Raw genomic sequence first — 19,900 nt, 5'->3', positions numbered from 1 at the left:
ATGGGAGTGTTCACTATGCCAGTATTAGTCTTCTGTATTATCGTCTCATTTATGTTGTACCTCTTTTACAAAACAAAATACTTTCGTACAAACCGCCCAATGGAGAAAGGTTGGCTCTCAGGAAAATCCGCAATGGCACTCGGTTCATTCGTTTTATTTTTCGGGATAAACCAATTCTTTTTAGAACTTTCAACCGCTCGTATTATCGTTGGTGTTTTATTCGTTCTATTTGGTAGTGCAAGTGTATTTAACGGGTTTCGCCAATACAAACATTTCTTACCATTAGCAGTTAAAGAAGCCGAAGTCTATGAAGCAACATAAAAAAGCATCAATATTGTGATGCTTTTTTACGTCCCTTAACTTTCAAAATCATATATGCAACAAACGCAGATGGTATATTAAATGGGTTACCTTGTACATGAAAATGTAGTTGTTCTTCTCCAAAAGACATTTTTTCATATAGCTCTCGCTGAGATAATCCTGTCTTTTCCTTTTTTTCATGTAAACCTTGTAAATATAAATATTGGATCGGTATCATTACAAGAAAGTAAAATAGTGCGATACTACCAAAAAAGAGTACGGCTGACGACATAATGCATACCACCTTTCAGAAATCCATTTTCTTACAATATAATCATAACACAATATACAACCAAATTGAATTACTATTCTGTCTTTTCTTACGTTACTTTTCCACTCCACTCCATACATATTTCACTAAAACTCCCATCTAAAATCATGCCTTTCAAATTTAAAACAACAAAAAAAGATGGAACAAATCAAAACGATTTGTTCCATCTTTTTATTTATCGATTAACTGCACCATAAGTAATGCCTTTCCAACAACATTACCTTCATGATGCACCTCTACATCGACCTTACCAAATTTACGCCCAATTTCTAATACTTTCGGATGAACAGATACAACATTATCAATTTGAACCGGCTTTACGAAATAAATCGTTAAGTTTTCAACAATTAAATCGCTTTTCTTTTGCGCACGAATGACGCGATTTGTCGCTTCTGTCACAATTGTTGCAAATACACCGTACGATAACGTTCCGATTGAGTTCGTCATTTGCGGCGTCACCGAAAATTGATATAGATGCTCATTCTTCGCTTCTTTCGGCGTCATAAATTGATTCGTTACAATATCATCAATGGTTTCTCCAACTTGTGGCTGACGTTGAATCATTTGCAGTGCCTGAAGTACATCTTGACGGCTAATAATACCTTGTAGTTTATTTCCTTCATCAACAACAGGAAGTAACTCAATACCTTCCCACACCATCATACGTGCCGCAGCTGCGACAGACATTTTACCGTTCACTGTAATTGGGTGTTTTGTCATCACTTTATCAATTGGTGTTTCTTTCGCTACACCGATCATATCTTTTGAAGTCACGATTCCTAGCACTTTGTTACTTTCATCAACAATCGGATACCTTCCGTGCATCGTCTCTTCATTATAGGCATGCCATTGCTGCACTGTATCATTTGGCTTTAAATATAACGTTTCTTCAATTGGCGTTAAAATATCTTCAACGAGTACAATTTCTTTCTTAATAAGCTGATCGTAAATCGCACGGTTAATTAACGTTGCAACTGTAAAGGTATCGTAACTACTTGAAATAATCGGCAGTTTTAATTCATCTGCTAATTTCTTCACATGATCTTCCGTATCAAATCCGCCCGTAATTAATACAGCGGCTCCAGTTTCTAACGCTAATTGATGTGCGTTCGTACGGTTACCGACAATAAGTAAGTTCCCAGCTTCTGTATAGCGCATCATCGCTTCTAATTTCATTGCCCCGATTACGAATTTATTTAACGTTTTATGTAGTCCTTCTCTGCCTCCAAGTACTTGACCGTCGACAATGTTAACGACTTCTGCATATGTCAGTTTTTCGATATTCTCTTTCTTCTTTTGTTCAATTCGAATTGTTCCGACACGTTCAATTGTACTAACATACCCTTTATTTTCTGCATCTTTAATTGCACGGTAAGCGGTCCCTTCACTTACACTCAAATCTTTCGCAATTTGTCTTACAGAAATTTTATGGCCTACTGGCAGGCTATTAATATGTTCTAAAATTTGGTTATGCTTGGTAGCCAAATGGTTTCACCATACTTTCTTTTCCCTAAATTCTTCATGTGTTGTACTTTCAGTATACTATATTTTCAAAACTGTTACACTCTCTCTTTGCATACCTGTACTATTTTTTTTATAACAAAATGACTCTTACATTCCACCAGTCATTCTATTACAACAATGTAATGCTATTGTCATCTCATTCGATAGTTCGCACACTTGATTACCTATACAATTAAGACAAGAAATAAAACAAAGGAGCGAACACATGATGAAAAAACTTTTAGAGGTTGTAGGTGCTGTATTTTTAGCTTTCGTAGATGGGAAAAAAGTTACAATGGAATTGAATGAAACACCTGAGCAGCCACGTACCAAAAGAAAAGAATCACCAAAACAAATACAAGTATTAAAAGCTGTCCTACACACGTAAAAACCCTTCACTTTTCTTTTCAAATGAAGGGTTTCTTTTCTATAGTGTAATACTTTCTCCAGCTTCTAATACTTTCCCTGTACAATTTTGTAGCTTTTCTACAAATTGATATGGATCTTGTTCAATAACTGGGAACGTATTGTAATGCATCGGTACAACAGTTTTCGCATTAATCCATTTTGCCGCTAGTACAGCATCTTCTGGTCCCATTGTGAAATTATCACCAATTGGTAAAAATGCTAGATCAACTTTATTTAATTCCCCAATTAACTTCATATCAGAGAATAGTGCAGTATCTCCTGCGTGGTATACAGTTCTCTCTTCTGCTGTAAATAAAATACCTGCTGGCATACCTGTATATGTAATCGTCTTATTTTCTTCATCAATATAACTAGAGCCGTGGAATGCTTGTGTAAACTTCACTTTTCCGAAGTCAAATTCATGTGAACCACCAATATGCATCGGGTGTGTATTTACACCTTGCCAACTTAAAAATGTTGCTAGTTCAAATGGCGCTACAACAACTGCATTATTTTTCTTCGCAAGCTCTACTGTATCTCCAACATGATCACCGTGTCCATGCGATAAAAGGATTGCATCCACTTTTACATCTTCAGCTTTTAAATCTGTTTTCGGATTACCTGTTAAAAACGGGTCAATTAAAATAACTTTTTCATTCGCCTCAATTTTCACAACTGAATGTCCATGATAAGATACTTTCATTATTACATTCCTCCCCTATTCACATTCTCACTTTTTATTCTACATGATTTTTCAATTCCCTGTCTTTTCTAACATCTATTTACTTGTCATAACACTTTCTTCCGAGTTAAAGTTATATTTGTAATTAAATATCTCGGGGGTGCCAATCGATGAATGCTAGATTAGAAAATTTAATGCAATGGCTAAAAGAAAAAAACGTAGAAGCTGCGTTCTTAACTTCTACACCGAACGTCTTCTACATGACAAACTTCCACTGTGAACCACACGAAAGATTACTTGGTATGTTTGTATTCCAAGAAAAAGAACCTATTTTAATTTGCCCTAAAATGGAAGAAGGTCAAGCGCGTAACGCTGGCTGGGCACATGAAATTATCGGATTTACTGATACTGACAGACCATGGGATATGATTGCAAAAGCAATTAAAGACCGCGGCATCAATGCAAATGCAGTTGCAATTGAAAAAGAACATTTAAACGTAGAGCGCTACGAAGAATTAAAGAAATTATTCCCAAATGCAGCTTTCAAATCAGCTGAGGAGAAAGTTCGCGAACTTCGTTTAATTAAAGATGAAAAAGAACTTTCTATTTTACGCGAAGCAGCTAAAATGGCGGACTATGCTGTTGAAGTTGGTGTAAATGCAATTAAAGAAAACCGCAGCGAGCTAGAAGTATTAGCAATTATTGAACACGAATTAAAAACAAAAGGCATACATAAAATGTCATTTGATACGATGGTATTAGCAGGTGCGAACTCTGCTCTTCCACACGGTATTCCTGGCGCAAACAAAATGAAACGCGGCGATTTCGTACTATTTGATTTAGGCGTAATCATTGATGGTTATTGCTCTGATATTACACGTACAGTAGCATTCGGTGAGATTTCTGAAGAGCAAACTCGCATTTACAACACTGTACTTGCTGGACAACTACAAGCAGTTGAAGCATGTAAACCGGGTGTTACACTTGGCGCAATCGACAACGCTGCACGTTCTGTTATCGCAGATGCAGGTTACGGTGACTTCTTCCCCCACCGCCTTGGTCACGGACTTGGAATTAGCGTACACGAATATCCAGATGTAAAAGCTGGCAACGAGTCTCCATTAAAAGAAGGTATGGTCTTCACAATCGAGCCAGGTATTTACGTACCAAACGTAGGTGGCGTTCGTATTGAAGATGATATTTACATCACAAAAGACGGATCAGAAATTTTAACGAAGTTCCCGAAAGAGTTACAATTTGTAAAATAATAAAAAAGGTAGCTTGATTGCTGCCTTTTTTATTTCTCTACTATTTCAAATTTCTCTACAATCATTTTTGCTGGATAACTTTCAAGTATTTGAGAAAACCATACTTTTATTTTATCCCCTGTTTTTAACTGTTTATATGCGTCTTTGTCCTTAAAGCTCAAGACTATATGTGCTGGATGATCTTTATTCATTTGTTGTTCTATATAATGTTGCAACTCTACTTTTGTTTTAAACGTTTTATCATCGGCAAAAAACACCGTGTCATTTCTTAATATAAGATACCCTTCTTTTACCGTTACTTGCTCTACTGGTTTTGTATCACACGCTGATAATACGACTAGAAATACACTTAAAAACATAACAATTTTCATATGCCTATTCATTTTTAACCCCTTACTCTAGGCTATTTCAAATTTAGCACCATCTTCTCCTCATACTTATCATCCCATTTAATCACAACTTCTATAGGTTCATCTTTAGAGATAGGCGCGCAACTTACACAAGAAGACTTCATTTCAATCTTTGCTCCTCTATGAACTTCTGACGTTTGTGTCATTGTACTAAAGGCTCCATTAATAGCAATCTCTAAGTTTTTAAATTCTGTCTTTCCATCCCCGCCCTTATATTGAAACGTAAACATCCCATCTTCACTGTCATCCTTAATATGCCCTTTATATTGTCCAGCCCAACTTTTGCTCTCGCTAGAAAAAGTAACATACGAAATGGAACAGCTTCCTAAAAAGAAAATACTAATGAAAAAGAATAATGCTCTCTTCATAATGCCCCCCTCCATTCAAAAGCACTTATTTATTTTCTATTTCTCCCTTTAAATATTATTAAAAAAGAAGGCCACTCAAAAAGTGCCTTCTTCTATTTCACTAATATTTAATTGAAATTTCACGATCCAAACTGAGAAAAGGTGGACAAGAAGCGCAAACGCCATACATGCTCCGCTTAAAAAAGTTAGTATAGGATGCGAATACACGTGCCCCAATCCATAGGATATCGCCACGAAAAACATTGTTATGTAAATATAAATTGCTCCATGTATTTGCCTCATATAAACCTCCTTTTCCCATATTATAACATAAGTTTTCTGATTATTCACATTAATTACTCGTAATCAATATTTCTCAACTGTTACACCTCTTACAGCAGCCTTAATATACGGTGACCCTTGTAAACTTTGTAAATCCTCTGTTTTCCTGTTACGACTACACCGTATATTGGTAAGTCTTTTGGTTTGGTGTTTTTTATTTCTTTATCCCGCATTAACAGGCAGTAAGACCCCACATCAAAATTCAGCGGAAGCAAAGAAGTTAGGTGGGGGGCGGACTGCTCGTAAAAGCCCGATTGGTGAGGGCTGATAATCAGTGGGGGATGCCCTCACCACTGATTAAAGTTTCACTTTATAGTTTATCCTAAAATATTCTCGATATCCCTCTTTATTTTCACTTAAAGATATCCAAATACAGCTTTTATAAATTTTTCCATAGTAAAAAGCACATTTATTTTGATGTGCTCTTCACATATAATTTAGTAAAATATGAACCATTTTTTTGAAACAAAAACTCCCACTCATCTCTCCCCATACTATCGTTATGACTTAGTTGCCATAATAATTGAACGAGGATAAAATCCCAGCTTTTCATAAAATGATACAGCTTCATTTCCATACACTACTGTTAATTCAATTTCATCTATCTTTTTCACTTTAAACCATTCCACTGCACTATTCATTAATTTCAAACCAAATCCGTTTCTTCGGTATTTTTCATCAACAAATAAAACTTCAATCTTTCCGCTTACGCTTTTACTATACGCTATACAAAATCCTAATATATTATCTGTTTCTGACTCAATCAATAATTCAATTCTATATTCTCCGTACTTTGAGTTCTTTTTATAATTTTCAATACGTTCCTCAAATGTCATTCTTGGGTAATCGCCAGAAAAATATTTTGATTTATTATTATGATATTCATGCAATTTATTTAAGGATTCTCTTATTATCTCTATTTCATCGAGAGTGATATATTTATTACTAATTCTCATCCTATAGCATCTCCAATAATATATATTTCAGCAAAAAAATAAGACTGTTTTTTGTTCACAAAATATTACTCTATTATTCCATCGCTTCCCTCACAACATCTTGAATCATAACAACTTCTGTTTTCATATCAATAGACATTGCTTCTTCATCAATACATTCATACCAAAACGCTAAGTGCTTTTTATCGATTTCATAATGAGAATTTTCGACAAGAGCCCCGCCTTCTCCTTGCACAGAATACCAATATAAGTACTCTTCTCCATCTCTTATTTCCCGGAAAATTGTCTCAACGTACATCTTTTCGTCGTTTAATGTCAAAAGGACTTCTTTCATATTGTCATTAAGAAGCTGCATCCATTCATCTACTCGATGACTCTTACCTTGTTTCACTTTGAATCTCGTTAATTCCACATTCATTTTTATTCCCCCGTTTTCTTACGTACAAACAATCTATATTCTATCGGATTATGAAAACTTAATTTACTAGCTAGTTTTTGCGAAGGAATATTGTCTACATAACAATCCCAGCACGGTGTAATATCATTTTGCATGCAATGCTCAACGAACCGTGTCGCAACAGCTTGAGCTAATCCTTTCCCTTGATATGCTTTATGCGTAGCAATATCGATTTCAGCAAAACTATTCCCTCTAAATATTGAGACGCATTCAGCTATAATCATCCCACCTTGTTCTATACAAAATCCGAAACCACCGTTCAAAAATAGTTCTTTTGATCCCCAATATTCTTTATAATACTTCTCTGTAAATTCACTGCTTCGTTCTATATCACTTTTATCAATACGCTTCACTGCATATGTATTTTTATTTGCATCTTGTGTTCGCTCTTCAAAGATTTCTCTTTGGAATTTCATTCGTGGCATATTCCGAAGTACATTACTAAAACGCCCTTCAATCATCATTTCCCACTCTTCACTTGAAGCGAATAGTGTAAATCTCTTCTCTGTTTTTTCAATAGCCATTTTTAAATACATCAATAAATCTTCATTATAATTTTGATCATCCGTATGACCAAATAAATAATAGATACCGTTAACTGTACGAATTAATCCTGCTGTTAACTTCTCGTTGGCAAAAACCTCACCAGCTATCACTTGATCACATACCGCATAAGCAAACGTCGTCGTTCTTGTATTACCTTCTAAAACCGGAAGAACTTTTCTATACTCGGCTACAGATAATTTTTTCATAATTGCTCCACTATAATCGTATCAGCCTCTATATGTTCAAAACAAAGATTTACCGTCCTCTTTAATGCTCTCGTTCTATGAATCGTACATGCTGGAATTAAAATAGAATCATTTGGCTTTAAAACCGCCGTTTCTCCATCTTCAAAATCAATAAGTAACTCTCCCTCTAGCACAATAAATAATTCATCCGAATTAGAATGATAGTGCCAATCATATTCACCAGTAAATACAGCGATGCGTAAGCAATGACTGTTTATGTTTGAAACGACGAAGTTTTTATGTTGATCTTGAATGTCTTTTGTTAATTCTATTAAGTTCACAGTTTCCATATTTCATCCCATCCTTCCATTAGTCGTTCTTCTGAAAAATCAACTTAGTCTCCACCACCTCCGCAATCTCCTCCGCCATCACTTGAGCTGCTACAGTCATTGCTACTGTAATCTCCGAATCCACTTGATGAGCTTGAAGCGTATGAAGATTTTTTGCTTCTTTTTCTATCTTTTTTACTTTCATGACTAGGCCATACTTTATCAAATAATATAAAGAATAAGATTCCTTCTACCATAACAAGTATAACGCCTAAAATACTTTCAATAACATTGGGGGTTATCCCCAAACTTTTAAATATCCCACATAAATACAAGCAAAAAATCACATACAAGAACATACAAATATACCGAAATGTTTTCTCTATCGTAATGACTACTTTTTGTGAAAAAGGTATGTTCTGCTCCTGTTTTTTCTTTATGTACTTTTGTCTCTTTGCTTGCTTTTTCTTCCTCTTTTTACTCCCCATTGAATCCCCTCTTTTTATTATATAATTCTAAATTATCATAATAAAAAAATGATTTACACCAATAAATAACAATTATTTACATGTTATTTCCCCATATAAAAAAGACCCTCCTCATAAAGGAAGGTCTCAAATGTATTTCTATTATGATAAAGCAGGAGCTTTTTCAAGTAGCTCTTTCGCATCAGCGTATTGTAAGCCGTGAGCTTCTGCAACTGCTTCGAATGTTACATATCCATCTAATGTGTTAATACCTTTTAGTAATGCAGTGTTGCCTAAGCAAGCATCTTTGTAGCCTTTGTTCGCAATTTGTACTGCATATGGTACTGTTACGTTTGTTAATGCAAGAGTTGACGTACGTGGAACCGCACCTGGCATATTAGCAACTGCATAATGAACAACGCCGTGTTTTTCGTAAGTTGGGTTGTCATGAGTTGTAATACGATCAGTTGTTTCGAAAATACCACCTTGGTCAATCGCGATATCTACAACGACAGAACCTGGTTCCATTGATTGAATCATTTCTTCAGTTACAAGTTTTGGCGCTTTTGCACCTGGAATTAATACTGCACCAATAACAAGGTCAGATTCTTTAACAGCTTCTGCAATGTTGTATGGATTAGACATTAATGTTTTTACTTGGTTACCGAAAATATCATCTAATTGACGAAGACGTTCTGCACTTAAGTCAATGATTGTTACATCTGCACCTAAACCTACTGCAATCTTAGCTGCGTTTGTACCAGCTTGACCACCGCCGATGATTGTTACTTTGCCGCGTTTTACCCCTGGAACGCCTGCAAGTAAAATACCTTTACCACCCTTGTTTTTCTCAAGGAATTGTGCACCGATTTGTGCAGACATACGACCAGCTACTTCACTCATAGGTGCAAGTAAAGGTAAAGAACGATTGTCTAATTGTACTGTTTCGTATGCGATTGATGCAACTTTGTTATCGATTAATGCTTTCGTTAATTCTGGTTCTGGAGCTAAGTGTAAGTATGTGAATAAAATTAAACCTTCACGGAAATAGCCGTATTCACTTGCTACTGGCTCTTTTACCTTCATAACCATATCTTGATTCCATGCTTCTTCAGCAGTTTCTACAAGTTTCGCACCAGCTTGTACGTATTCTTCATCCGTAAAGCCAGATCCTAAACCTGCTCCTTTTTGAACAAAAACTTCATGACCATTTTGTACTAAATGTACTGCTCCCGCTGGCGTCATTGCCACACGGTTTTCATTGTTTTTAATTTCTGTTGGAATACCGATACGCATGATTAGTTCCCCCTTGAGTTATGAAATGACCCCTGAATCATTTTTTTAAAGCGCTTTCTACGCTCTTATATTTTAACATAATATCTCAATATTTGACAAAAAAATAACACGAGTTTTCCGATAGATTTAATTTTATATTAAAGGACAGTATTATCCGCACCTCTCAGCACAATGGATAAACTGTCCAATTATTCGAAACTTCATCTTATTTTATTCTATCGATGTCTATGAATAACATCCACTGCACCAGTAACTTCAATAATTGTACCGGTAATCATATCGGAATCGTCCTCACATAAAAACGAAATGGTTCTTGCAATATCTTCACCTGTTCCAGATCTACCAATCGGTGTGTTATGCTCTTTCAGCTGACGTGCTTCTTGAATAGTTGCCTCTTTCATCTCGCCTATAATATCACCAGGACATACCATGTTCGCAGTAATACCATACTCCGCTTCTTCATAAGCAACTGTTTTCGTTAATGAAACAAGTCCTACTTTCGCTGCGGCAAAAGCTGAACGATAAATCCATCCCGGTGCACTATCCGCCCCTTGAAATCCGTAATTAATAATACGGCCAAAGTTCTGTTTTCTCATGACCGGAACGACAAGTTTTAATAAATGAAATACCGCTGTTAAATTTCCCTGAATCATTTCATTCCATTCATCTTCTTCATAATCAACTAACTTTTTTCGTTCAAATACATATGGACCAGCATTATTAATTAAAAAGTCAATTTTGCCAAAACGGCTCATCGCTTCTTCTACTATTTTATGTAAATCTTCCTTTTTCGTGACATCCGCTTGCACGAATTGTAGACGCTCTTCCACATCTTTATATGTTTCTTTCATCGTTTCCATAGCCGTGGTATCGCTATGGTACGTTACTGTTACTGAATAGCCTTTAGCCAATAACTTTTCTGTTACTTGCTTTCCTAAACCTTTCGTACCGGCTGTAATGAGCGCATGTCTCACAAAACTGCCCCCTTTTAAATTGCTATACTTCATATGTAACAAGTTCTCGCTCCAATTACAACTAAAATGAATTGAAACAGAGTTTTCAAAATTCTGTAACGTTTCTGGCAAGCACGTTACCAAAATTTGTTTTATAATTAAGTTGTAAACAGTTATAAAACAGATTGGGAGGAATTTACTATGAATAATACATATACAAATATTTTAATCGCGGTGGATGGTTCTAAAGAAGCAGAAAAAGCCTTTAAAAAAGCAATTCAAGTCGCAAAGCGCAACAATGCAACATTAACAATTGCTCATATCGTTGATGTAAAAGCATACTCAGCAGTAGAAGCTTATAGCCGTGCAATTGCTGAACGGGCAAATCTATTTGCAGAAGACTTATTAGAAGACTACAAAAAAACTGCGCTTGAAGCTGGTCTTGAAAAAATTGAAACTGTATTAGAATTCGGTAATCCTAAATCAAAAATTTCAAAAGAAATCGCTCCAAACCATAAAGTAGATTTAATTATGTGTGGTGCGACTGGTTTAAATGCTGTTGAGCGTTTCCTAATTGGTAGCGTCTCTGAACATATTATTCGCTATGCGAAATGCGATGTCCTTGTTGTTCGTGGTGATGAAGAGCAAGGTGAGCTTTAATTTATAGATAAAACACCAAGTCCACATAGGCTTGGTGTTTTTCATTTTATAAACTTCACTATTAACACAAGACATGCTACGACAACAACGGTAATTGCCAACACATAAGGCGGAAGAAACTTCAAAGACCATAACGCCATCATGATTGTCGCGATCGTTAAGTACGTTTGCTTTGCATCTGCTGTCATTTTTTTACGAAGTAAGAAGACGTACAAATAGCCGATTGGCGGCGTAATGAAGCAAAGAACATATATGATTTTTGATTTTAAATACCATTTTTGTTCTCCAAGTTTCTTTATATCTCCTTCAATTCTCTTACTCTCTTGTTCTCTCGCTTCTTCTACAAGCTGGTCTTCCTCTTCTCCTCGCTTTTCTTTCATATAAGGAAGAAAGTGCATAAAAAAATAGTATGCGAATACGAACGCTCCAAATCCAATATTTAATCTTTCTAATGGAATATGTTCACTAAAAAAAGCAGCAGTAAGCACTAAAGACAAACAGTACGTCATCATCCAAAATGAACGTTTTCTCTTTTTCCGTTCCATTTCTTTTTCACCTTGTATATCTTTTCTTTTCGAAAGCCGTATAGAAATAAAGCAATCTACTACAAATAGAGCAAAAATAAATATCGCAACGTGTACTGTTTCTAAATCCTCAAATGAAAAGATATGTGGGAATGCAACGTGTAATACAATTAGCGTGTACAAAATTACCCCTATAAAATAAATACGTCTCATTTTTCATCCCTTTCTTATTTCCTAACATTACGTTAACATACATTTTTTAGAAATAGACGGACAAAATATATATGTGTAAAAAAGGAGGATGCAATATGGATGATTCTGAACGTATTATTTTAGATGTGAATGGGAAAGAACTCGAAATGCTAGATACGATTCGTACTCATTTTAAAGAGAAACATGGCGTTGAACTAAGTAACGGTGCATTACTTAGAGATTTGATGGATATTGAGTATATTCGAATTACGGAAGATCGACATAAGTATGATTAAAAGAAAAACGACTGCAGGCGAATGCCATCAGTCGTTTTCTTTCTTTATTTAAGCTCTTGATGCTTCCCGCCCATACCACCTTGCTCATTGCTATCTTGGTGTACAGTTAGTTTATTTGTTTTCGTATCTTTTAAAACTCTATATGTATATGATTCATTTGGTTCATCTTTAAACTGCACATTCATTCCATACGAATCCATTTTGCTATAAAAGGCCGGTTTTATATATAAAATATCACTTTCTTTATATCCTTTATCTTGCAAATGCCACATCGTTGCGATAATCGCTTCTTCTCGCTTTTCTTTTTCACCAACATACATATATTTGTCCAAAAGAAACACTTTAGCATTTGCAATTAAACTAATTACCAGTACAATGATAAACACTATTTTTTTCATAGACTTCCCCTAAATTGTTATTTTTTACTATATTGTAACTTAAATATTATTAAAAAACAAAGTACGCCAGACTTTACTAGACTGGCGTACTTCCCAACTCAATTCTTAATAAATTCTTTCGTTAACCCCTTCGCCTTCTCCAAAGCGTTTTTGATTTGTTCAAATCCTGTTCCACCCGCACTATTACGACGCTTTACAGCCGCATATGGTGAAAGAACTTCATACAAATCCTCTTCAAATAAAGAGCTCATTTCTTTATATGTTTCAAGCGAGACATCTAATAAATAAACTCCTTTTTGTGTGCAATATAGCACTAACTTCCCAACAATTTCATGAGCTTGACGGAATGGTAGTCCTTTGTTTGCTAAATAGTCGGCAATTTCTGTTGCATTGGAGAAATCTTGCGTCACAGCTTGCCCCATTTTTTCTTTGTTTACAGTCATCGTTTCAAGCATGCCTGCCATAATATGAAGGCATCCTTCTACTGTTTTTACTGTATCAAACATTCCTTCTTTATCTTCTTGCAAGTCTTTATTGTAAGCGAGCGGTAATCCTTTCATTACTGTAAGTAAACTGAATAAATTACCGTATACTCTGCCTGTTTTACCACGGATTAGTTCCGCCATATCCGGATTTTTCTTTTGCGGCATAATGCTGCTTCCAGTTGCGTATTGATCGCTCATTTCAATAAATTGAAACTCTTGGCTACTCCATAAAATAAGTTCTTCACAAAAGCGCGATAAGTGCATCATAAGCAGAGATGAGTTACTTAAAAACTCCAAGATGAAATCACGATCGCTTACTGCATCTAAACTATTTTCATATATTCCATTAAATCCAAGAAGCTCCGCACTATATTCTCGGTCAATCGGGAATGTCGTCCCAGCTAGCGCTCCTGCTCCTAATGGGGAGATATTAATACGCTTTAACGAATCTTCATAACGATTTACATCACGCTCTAACATCCAAAAGTAAGCAAGAATATGATGAGCAAATGAAATCGGCTGAGCACGTTGCAAATGCGTATAGCCAGGCATAATCGTTTCAATATTATTTTCTGCTTGATGAACAAGAACAGTTTGCAATTGTTTTGTAGCTTTTATAATATGTTCTACCTTTTCTTTTAAATACAAATGCATATCTGTCGCTACTTGATCATTACGACTTCGGCCAGTGTGAAGTTTTCCTCCTACTTCGCCAATTTGTTCAATTAACATTTTTTCGATGTTTAAATGAATATCCTCTGCTTCTACTAAAAATTGTAGCTTATTCTCTTTTGCTTCTTTCAATAAATATTGAAGACCTATCTTTATTTTCTCTGCTTCTTCTTTCGTAACGATGCCTTGCTTTGCTAGCATCGTTACGTGTGCAATACTCCCGTTTATATCTTGATTTACTAATTGTTGATCGAAAGAGATGGATGCTCCAAACTCTTCAACCCACGCTTCCGCTTCTTCAGTAAAACGTCCGCCCCAAAGTTTGCTCACGCTTCCACCTTCTTTTGATTCACTTGGCTGTATACTTTCGTCGGTAAACCAAATAATGAAATGAATCCAACTGCTGCATCATGATTAAATTCGTCCTGGGCAGTATATGTTGCTAATTTTTCATCGTATAAAGAGTATTCAGATTTACGTCCTTCTACAATCGCATGACCTTTAAATAATTTCACACGCACTGTACCTGTTACATTCTTTTGCGTTTCTTGTAAAAATGCATGAAGCGCTTGTTTTAAAGGTGAGAACCATAAACCGTTATAAATAAGTTCTGTTATTTTCTGTTCAATCACTGGTTTAAAATGCGCTACTTCTTTTACGTGTGTTAAATCTTCCAACTCTTTATGCGCAGTGATTAACGTCATTGCTGCTGGGCATTCGTATACTTCACGAGATTTAATACCGACAAGACGATTTTCTACGTGATCAATACGTCCAACGCCGTGTTTTCCAGCAAGCGCATTTAACGTTTTAATTAATTCTGCAAGTGAATATGCAGTGCCATTTAAAGTAGTCGGTACGCCCGCTTCAAATCCGATTTCTACAAACTCTGGTTTATTCGGTGTATCTTCTAACGCTAATGTCATCTCATATGCATCTTCTGGCGGCGCTGCCCATGGATCTTCTAAAATTCCACATTCGTTGCTGCGTCCCCATAAGTTTTGATCGATTGAAAACGGGCTATCTAAATTAATCGGAATTGGTACATCGTTTTCTTTTGCATATGCAATTTCTTCTTCACGTGACCATTTCCATTCACGTACAGGCGCAATCACTTCTAAGTAAGGATTTAATGCTTGGATAGAAACTTCAAAACGAACTTGGTCATTTCCTTTTCCTGTACATCCGTGTGCAACTGCAGTTGCGCCTTCTTGTTCTGCGATTTCTACTAATTTCTTCGCAATAAGCGGACGAGATAATGCAGAGACAAGAGGGTATTTTCCTTCGTATAATGTGTGTGCTTGCATCGCCATCAATGCATATTCGTTTGCAAATTCTTCTTGAACGTCAATCATATATGATTTAATTGCACCTACTGAAAGTGCCTTTTCCTTTACAAATGCTAAGTCTTTACCTTCCCCTAAGTCTAAACAAAGCGCGATAATATCATAATTCTTCTCTTGTAACCATTTAATTGCAACGGAAGTATCAAGACCTCCGGAATATGCTAATACAACTTTTTTCTTCTCCATTTTGCATCCCCCTAAAGAATAAATATTCATTTTCTTTTATAATAATTCACACTTTAACACCTTTCACAAAATGTATCAAGAGTCATTTTCAAATTTTTTCAAACAATTTCGTCGAACTTCTTTCTGTTTTTCTGTACAATATAAGCAGGAAAACGGGGGTGAACTTATGGAAAAGTATTTCTTATACGATGAACATCTAGGAATTGAAATTCCACATTTACAAGAAGACTGGGAAGAAATCCCCGAAAAAATGCAACATGCTATTTTACTAAAATGGGAACAAGTTCGCGGGAAAATTCCTGATCGTATAAAAGAACTTGAGCACTATATTAATAAAAAACAACATTATTTAAATAACGAAGAAGACTTCGAAGTTTCTTGTAAACTAAATTCAGAAATTGCCGATCTTGCTTCCATCATTAATGACCTTTGGCTTTGGTATCGACTCACTCAAAATGTATCTGAGGGGAAAGCACACCAATGAAAAAAGCATGCCCCTCAATTACTTTGGGTCATGCTTTTTTTGTCGTAACATGATTTACAATATATCTCTTGTGCTGTTTTTGCCAAACACACATCAAAAGGGCCAACTAATATACTTCTTTCTTTCGGCAACTTTACAAAAGCAACAAGCTCTTCTTCATATTGAATTTTTTTCTGACATGAAATACATATTAATTCTTTTCTTTTGAACATTTCTTTTAGCATACCTTCACTCTCCCCTTCATCTATCTATATTAATATACTCTCATAATAGTTAAGACTTGTAAAAAAATGACACATTCCGAATCGAATGATTCATATACTATGTACAAAAGGAGGTCTACAGCTTATGCGTGCTTTCGTTATTATCGCTTTAACTTTTTTAAGTGTGATTAGTTGGGATGCGTTTTTCAAAGATAAAAGTGATGAAAAGAATACAACGGAATAAAACCTTTTTTTCTTACTTATTGGACAAACCGTTACAAACTGTCCAATCCTCCGAAATAACTTAGGCTTTTCTACAAAAATATTTAAACATAACATTTTTTGTAGATTCCCTCCGTTTATTGTCGGTTTCCATCCGCATACATTTTTTAAAAGTATGATATAATAGTATAAATCTTGAAGGAAGGGATTTTGATATCATGATCGCTCGAAGGAGCATGTGGCATCGTATTGACGAATCATACACGTAGCGTATTTTTCAGCTCAGATACTTTAGTCTAGCGAAAAAAATACGAGAGTGGGGAAATTATGATTGCCCGAAGGATAATTTGGCAAAAAAAAGACTCTTCTTACACATAGCGTTTTGTTTAGGACTTAATTGTTACTAACTAAACAAAACAAAGAAGAGCAGGATTGCTAAATGAAGAATCCTACTCCACGTTTTGTTTAGTCGTTTTAAGACTTAAACTAAAACGAAGGTAGGGAGAATTGATGGACGAGAGGATTATTCGTTATTTCTTCAGCGACATATAGCGTAGTTAGTTTTTTCGTAAACTAACTGAAAGCTACATGTGAGCTCGTAGTTAGTTTACAACACAAAAAGGACTACTAACTACGGAAAGAAGGAATAACGATGAGGAACATCCAAAGTCGGCAAATTATTAAAGAAATTTTTATGGTTTTAATCGGTTCATTTATTTTAGCAGCAGCGCTATATCACATTCACTTCCAAAACCACTTAACAGAAGGTGGCTTTGTAGGAATTGCACTATTCATTCAAAACTTTTATGATATTTCACCATCTATTTCAACTGTATTAATGGATATCCCAATTATTTTACTGTGTGCTTCATTTTTAGGTAGAAAAATGGTTGGCTATTCATTCCTAGGTTCAATTTCATTCGGAGTATTTTATTCCTTTATGGAAAATTATTCTCCATTTACGGTAGATTTATCAAATAACTTATTTATAGCTGCAGTAGTTGGCGGTGCGTTAGCTGGTATTGGACTCGGTTTTATATTGCGATTTGGCGGTGCAACCGGTGGAGACGATATTTTAACAATTGTATTAAGTAAACGAACTCGTTTTACAATTGGGCAAATTTTCTTCGTCTTTGACGCGATTGTTCTTGCGCTTTCATTATATTATTTAAATTGGACAGAAATTGCTTTTACTATTCTTTCGATTGCCGTACAGGCAAAAACATTGGATTTAATTTATTATCCAAAAACAGAAAAAACAGCAGAAAAGCAGCCAGTATCTGTTCCAATGTCCAAAAAACATGCAACAAATTAAAAAAGCGAAAGGCTTCGGCCTCTCGCTTTTTTTATGCTCTTTTTTCTTTCTCGACTATATGGCGCACTTGATAAAATCTATTTGCAAATTCAGTAACGTTTCTTGTTAAACGATAATTCACTGTAGATCCAATTGCCATTCCAATTACCGGTATACCTTGGAATAATTTACGACGAAGAGCATAAATCGAAAATGTCTTCAAAATTTGTTTTAACACAACCTCAGTAGAAGCTGTTTGTAGCACTGCTTCGTCTCCTTCGTAGAAGAACGAATCTTCTTGCTCCAGCTCTTGCAATAAATTGTACCATGCGTATTGCTGAAGTCTTCCTGGTAGTAATGACGCATGAAACACCTTTAACGCAAGCATCATTTCATACGGCTTGTTCACATCATGTCCAAATGATGTTGCAATAAGTTGGACTGCCTTCACATTTAATGCGATCATAACCGGAAAATCCGCCGTTAATAATAATAAACCTCCAGCACCTGTTGCCCCGCCTTGTACAAATGAATATAGACGATGACGTGCTGTTTGCTGCTCTGCTATGTATGTTAATTGATCAATAGATAATGCTTTCAAATCTTCAAGCTGTTCAATCGATTCATCAAATAATCTTGATGTTCCTAAAATCCGATTACGTGCATCTAACTGCGCTTGTGAACTTTGAATAAATGCATGCAAATGAAAGAGCCATCCATCTGCTTTCGTGAAGAATTCTTTTCGCTTTTTCTCAGGTAATTTCGCAACTGTAGTATGTAACCATTTATCAAACACTTTTTGAAAATCGGTCGCTTCTTGCTCAACTAATTGCGCTTCCCATTCTTTTATATTGTCTAAAATGGCTTGTTCTCGCTTCGATCGCATCGTAACAACCACCTCGTTCGATTTTTTTCTATTGTAACATATTTCTGCTTATTCTTTGCAAATATGCTTGTCTATCTTTATTCACATACCATTTTTGAATGGCATAAAATATTAACAAAAAGGATGAGATAAATCACATGAATCTATCCGATATAAAAAAAGAATATAATGCGGTATTCAGCTTAGGACAAAACTGCTGGCCTGCTTGGGCATTATATCAATTAGAATTATCACCATTTTTTGGCGTTATTGATTTTATGCTAAGCCCCTCATTAGAAAAAGTGAATGTATTATTACAAAATCGATTTGACCGCTTTTTAAATTTCGAAAATTTATCCTTCATCTCATTTTGGGATGATGATGCAAAATTAAGATTAAGGGACAACCTTTATGAAATTGACTCCTGTCATGACTTTAAAACAGATGTAAACACACCAACTTCTTGGCCTTCTTATACAGAAATTAAGTTAAATTATGAACATCGTATTAATCGTTTTCTAGCTACAATTGAAACGGCAGAATCCATATTATTTATTCGAACTGGAGGAACATATGAAGAAGCATGTTCCCTAGAACAAATTTTATCTCAAATCGTTACACATACATTCTCTGTCCTGTTACTAATTCCTGCCGATATACCAACTATCACCCAAGAAGATTGGGGATTACAACGTGTTTGCGTTATGAAATGTCCTATTATGGATGTATACCAATACAATGAAGCATTTTGGAAAGACTTATTTGATGGAATTACGATTAGACCACATTCTTAAATACATGACACCTTTACTACAAAACATATTATAATCTTCCTTATACAAAAAAATAAGGAGTGATTGTATATGTATCCACGTGCAAAGGCTTTTGGCATTGCTATACATCACGGGCGTCTTCTCGTACAAGAATATCATTCAGCCGATGAAACATTTTACCGACCTCTTGGTGGTTCAATTGAACTTGGTGAACAATCAGCACATACCGTTATTCGTGAATTTAGGGAAGAGCTTCATACAGAAGTGGAAATCACCAATTATTTAGGCTGTTTAGAAAATGTCTTTCATCTAGATGGAGACATTGGTCATGAAATTATTCAACTATATTCTTTGCGTTTATTAGACACGTCACTATATGAAATGAAAATATTAAATATACAAGATGAGGAAACAGTAGCATATGCGAAATGGATTCCTATTACGGCATTCATTCAGAAAGAAAAAATATTATATCCGGATGGAGTTTTAAAATACATCTAAAAGAAAAAAGACGAAATCC

At 35.4% G+C, this 19,900-nt stretch carries 28 protein-coding genes and 1 pseudogene; 9 read left to right on the top strand and 20 right to left on the bottom strand.

Annotated features, from left to right (window positions below; genetic code table 11):
- The first annotated feature begins 15 nt into the window (after positions 1 to 15).
- Entirely contained in the window at positions 16 to 321 is a 306-nt protein-coding gene (locus B9A45_RS06330; RefSeq protein ID WP_001144776.1) for a YtpI family protein, read from the top strand.
- 7 nt (positions 322 to 328) lie between these two features.
- Here the strand turns inward: B9A45_RS06330 and B9A45_RS06325 are convergent, their stop codons facing one another.
- Together B9A45_RS06325 and B9A45_RS06320 are read right to left on the bottom strand one after the other, a co-directional pair.
- Entirely contained in the window at positions 329 to 592 is a 264-nt protein-coding gene (locus tag B9A45_RS06325; protein ID WP_000093045.1) for a DUF3949 domain-containing protein, read from the bottom strand.
- Positions 593 to 802: 210 nt separating this feature from the next.
- On the bottom strand, positions 803 to 2,116 hold the full coding sequence (locus B9A45_RS06320) for a CBS domain-containing protein (RefSeq protein WP_000201590.1): 1,314 nt from the start codon (positions 2,114 to 2,116) through the stop codon (positions 803 to 805).
- Between the two features lie 244 nt (positions 2,117 to 2,360).
- Here B9A45_RS06320 and B9A45_RS32105 point away from each other — a divergent pair, with 244 nt between their 5' ends.
- Positions 2,361 to 2,522: a hypothetical protein gene (locus tag B9A45_RS32105; RefSeq protein ID WP_000976306.1), complete on the top strand. Its 162-nt coding sequence runs from the start codon at positions 2,361 to 2,363 to the stop codon at positions 2,520 to 2,522.
- A gap of 39 nt (positions 2,523 to 2,561) precedes the next feature.
- Here the strand turns inward: B9A45_RS32105 and B9A45_RS06310 are convergent, their stop codons facing one another.
- A complete protein-coding gene (locus B9A45_RS06310) occupies positions 2,562 to 3,245 on the bottom strand; it encodes a metal-dependent hydrolase (protein WP_000868920.1) in 684 nt (227 codons plus the stop codon).
- Positions 3,246 to 3,394: 149 nt separating this feature from the next.
- Here B9A45_RS06310 and pepQ point away from each other — a divergent pair, with 149 nt between their 5' ends.
- Positions 3,395 to 4,492: a Xaa-Pro dipeptidase gene (gene pepQ, locus B9A45_RS06305; protein WP_000994024.1), complete on the top strand. Its 1,098-nt coding sequence runs from the start codon at positions 3,395 to 3,397 to the stop codon at positions 4,490 to 4,492.
- Positions 4,493 to 4,521: 29 nt separating this feature from the next.
- Here pepQ and B9A45_RS06300 read toward each other — a convergent pair whose 3' ends face one another.
- The 11 genes and pseudogenes from B9A45_RS06300 to B9A45_RS06250 form a co-directional block, all read right to left on the bottom strand.
- Positions 4,522 to 4,875, bottom strand: a complete 354-nt coding sequence (locus B9A45_RS06300) for a DUF3221 domain-containing protein (RefSeq protein WP_016110782.1) — start codon at positions 4,873 to 4,875, stop codon at positions 4,522 to 4,524.
- A 20-nt stretch (positions 4,876 to 4,895) separates the two neighbouring features.
- The gene (locus B9A45_RS06295; RefSeq protein WP_016110783.1) at positions 4,896 to 5,270 is read right to left on the bottom strand and encodes a hypothetical protein; all 375 of its coding nucleotides are present in this window, start codon (positions 5,268 to 5,270) and stop codon (positions 4,896 to 4,898) included.
- A gap of 75 nt (positions 5,271 to 5,345) precedes the next feature.
- Positions 5,346 to 5,552, bottom strand: coding sequence for a hypothetical protein (locus B9A45_RS06290; protein WP_001248905.1), 207 nt, complete (start codon positions 5,550 to 5,552; stop codon positions 5,346 to 5,348).
- A 63-nt stretch (positions 5,553 to 5,615) separates the two neighbouring features.
- A pseudogene (locus B9A45_RS32100) lies at positions 5,616 to 5,755 on the bottom strand (anti sigma factor C-terminal domain-containing protein); the annotation flags it as partial.
- Between the two features lie 336 nt (positions 5,756 to 6,091).
- Positions 6,092 to 6,547, bottom strand: a complete 456-nt coding sequence (locus B9A45_RS06280; RefSeq protein ID WP_001222923.1) for a GNAT family N-acetyltransferase — start codon at positions 6,545 to 6,547, stop codon at positions 6,092 to 6,094.
- Between the two features lie 73 nt (positions 6,548 to 6,620).
- Complete coding sequence (locus tag B9A45_RS06275) at positions 6,621 to 6,965, bottom strand: DUF6176 family protein (protein ID WP_016110784.1); 345 nt, start codon at positions 6,963 to 6,965, stop codon at positions 6,621 to 6,623.
- A gap of 2 nt (positions 6,966 to 6,967) precedes the next feature.
- On the bottom strand, positions 6,968 to 7,756 hold the full coding sequence (locus tag B9A45_RS06270; protein ID WP_084063942.1) for a GNAT family N-acetyltransferase: 789 nt from the start codon (positions 7,754 to 7,756) through the stop codon (positions 6,968 to 6,970).
- Positions 7,753 to 8,085, bottom strand: a complete 333-nt coding sequence (locus tag B9A45_RS06265) for a cupin domain-containing protein (RefSeq protein ID WP_000450931.1) — start codon at positions 8,083 to 8,085, stop codon at positions 7,753 to 7,755. The genes B9A45_RS06270 and B9A45_RS06265 overlap by 4 nt, the downstream gene beginning before the upstream one ends.
- Positions 8,086 to 8,129: 44 nt before the next feature.
- Positions 8,130 to 8,552: a hypothetical protein gene (locus B9A45_RS06260; RefSeq protein ID WP_084063941.1), complete on the bottom strand. Its 423-nt coding sequence runs from the start codon at positions 8,550 to 8,552 to the stop codon at positions 8,130 to 8,132.
- Positions 8,553 to 8,693: 141 nt separating this feature from the next.
- Positions 8,694 to 9,827 (bottom strand): alanine dehydrogenase, encoded by a 1,134-nt coding sequence (gene ald, locus B9A45_RS06255; protein ID WP_001219402.1) that lies wholly within the window; start codon positions 9,825 to 9,827, stop codon positions 8,694 to 8,696.
- Positions 9,828 to 10,042: 215 nt separating this feature from the next.
- A complete protein-coding gene (locus tag B9A45_RS06250; RefSeq protein WP_002062486.1) occupies positions 10,043 to 10,834 on the bottom strand; it encodes an SDR family oxidoreductase in 792 nt (263 codons plus the stop codon).
- 147 nt (positions 10,835 to 10,981) lie between these two features.
- On the opposite strand from B9A45_RS06250, the gene B9A45_RS06245 reads away from it, so the two are divergent.
- Complete coding sequence (locus B9A45_RS06245; RefSeq protein WP_001066673.1) at positions 10,982 to 11,440, top strand: universal stress protein; 459 nt, start codon at positions 10,982 to 10,984, stop codon at positions 11,438 to 11,440.
- A 41-nt stretch (positions 11,441 to 11,481) separates the two neighbouring features.
- Here B9A45_RS06245 and B9A45_RS06240 read toward each other — a convergent pair whose 3' ends face one another.
- Positions 11,482 to 12,177, bottom strand: a complete 696-nt coding sequence (locus B9A45_RS06240; RefSeq protein ID WP_084063940.1) for a hypothetical protein — start codon at positions 12,175 to 12,177, stop codon at positions 11,482 to 11,484.
- 95 nt (positions 12,178 to 12,272) lie between these two features.
- Here B9A45_RS06240 and B9A45_RS06235 point away from each other — a divergent pair, with 95 nt between their 5' ends.
- On the top strand, positions 12,273 to 12,452 hold the full coding sequence (locus B9A45_RS06235) for a hypothetical protein (RefSeq protein WP_000342765.1): 180 nt from the start codon (positions 12,273 to 12,275) through the stop codon (positions 12,450 to 12,452).
- A gap of 44 nt (positions 12,453 to 12,496) precedes the next feature.
- Here B9A45_RS06235 and B9A45_RS06230 read toward each other — a convergent pair whose 3' ends face one another.
- From B9A45_RS06230 to B9A45_RS06220, 3 genes are all read right to left on the bottom strand, one after another.
- Entirely contained in the window at positions 12,497 to 12,850 is a 354-nt protein-coding gene (locus B9A45_RS06230) for a DUF3139 domain-containing protein (protein ID WP_000724675.1), read from the bottom strand.
- A 98-nt stretch (positions 12,851 to 12,948) separates the two neighbouring features.
- Positions 12,949 to 14,337, bottom strand: a complete 1,389-nt coding sequence (gene argH / locus B9A45_RS06225; protein ID WP_084063939.1) for an argininosuccinate lyase — start codon at positions 14,335 to 14,337, stop codon at positions 12,949 to 12,951.
- Complete coding sequence (locus B9A45_RS06220; RefSeq protein ID WP_000412315.1) at positions 14,334 to 15,539, bottom strand: argininosuccinate synthase; 1,206 nt, start codon at positions 15,537 to 15,539, stop codon at positions 14,334 to 14,336. The genes argH and B9A45_RS06220 overlap by 4 nt, the downstream gene beginning before the upstream one ends.
- Before the next feature lie 166 nt (positions 15,540 to 15,705).
- On the opposite strand from B9A45_RS06220, the gene B9A45_RS06215 reads away from it, so the two are divergent.
- Positions 15,706 to 16,023 (top strand): hypothetical protein, encoded by a 318-nt coding sequence (locus tag B9A45_RS06215; RefSeq protein WP_000417216.1) that lies wholly within the window; start codon positions 15,706 to 15,708, stop codon positions 16,021 to 16,023.
- A 14-nt stretch (positions 16,024 to 16,037) separates the two neighbouring features.
- Here the strand turns inward: B9A45_RS06215 and B9A45_RS06210 are convergent, their stop codons facing one another.
- Positions 16,038 to 16,247, bottom strand: coding sequence for a hypothetical protein (locus B9A45_RS06210; protein WP_000910674.1), 210 nt, complete (start codon positions 16,245 to 16,247; stop codon positions 16,038 to 16,040).
- Positions 16,248 to 17,100: 853 nt separating this feature from the next.
- On the opposite strand from B9A45_RS06210, the gene B9A45_RS06200 reads away from it, so the two are divergent.
- Positions 17,101 to 17,763, top strand: a complete 663-nt coding sequence (locus B9A45_RS06200) for a YitT family protein (RefSeq protein ID WP_001244515.1) — start codon at positions 17,101 to 17,103, stop codon at positions 17,761 to 17,763.
- Positions 17,764 to 17,794: 31 nt separating this feature from the next.
- Here B9A45_RS06200 and B9A45_RS06195 read toward each other — a convergent pair whose 3' ends face one another.
- Positions 17,795 to 18,628: an EcsC family protein gene (locus B9A45_RS06195; RefSeq protein WP_001256853.1), complete on the bottom strand. Its 834-nt coding sequence runs from the start codon at positions 18,626 to 18,628 to the stop codon at positions 17,795 to 17,797.
- A gap of 137 nt (positions 18,629 to 18,765) precedes the next feature.
- Between B9A45_RS06195 and B9A45_RS06190 the strand changes: the two genes are divergently transcribed.
- Together B9A45_RS06190 and B9A45_RS06185 are read left to right on the top strand one after the other, a co-directional pair.
- A complete protein-coding gene (locus tag B9A45_RS06190; protein ID WP_001053732.1) occupies positions 18,766 to 19,401 on the top strand; it encodes a DUF1796 family putative cysteine peptidase in 636 nt (211 codons plus the stop codon).
- 69 nt (positions 19,402 to 19,470) lie between these two features.
- Positions 19,471 to 19,881, top strand: coding sequence for an NUDIX hydrolase (locus B9A45_RS06185; RefSeq protein ID WP_000283467.1), 411 nt, complete (start codon positions 19,471 to 19,473; stop codon positions 19,879 to 19,881).
- Positions 19,882 to 19,900: the final 19 nt, after the last annotated feature.

The organism is Bacillus sp. JKS001846, assembly GCF_900176455.1.
Classification (GTDB): domain Bacteria; phylum Bacillota; class Bacilli; order Bacillales; family Bacillaceae_G; genus Bacillus_A; species Bacillus_A cereus.
This window is presented reverse-complemented; position numbering and strand designations above follow the sequence as displayed.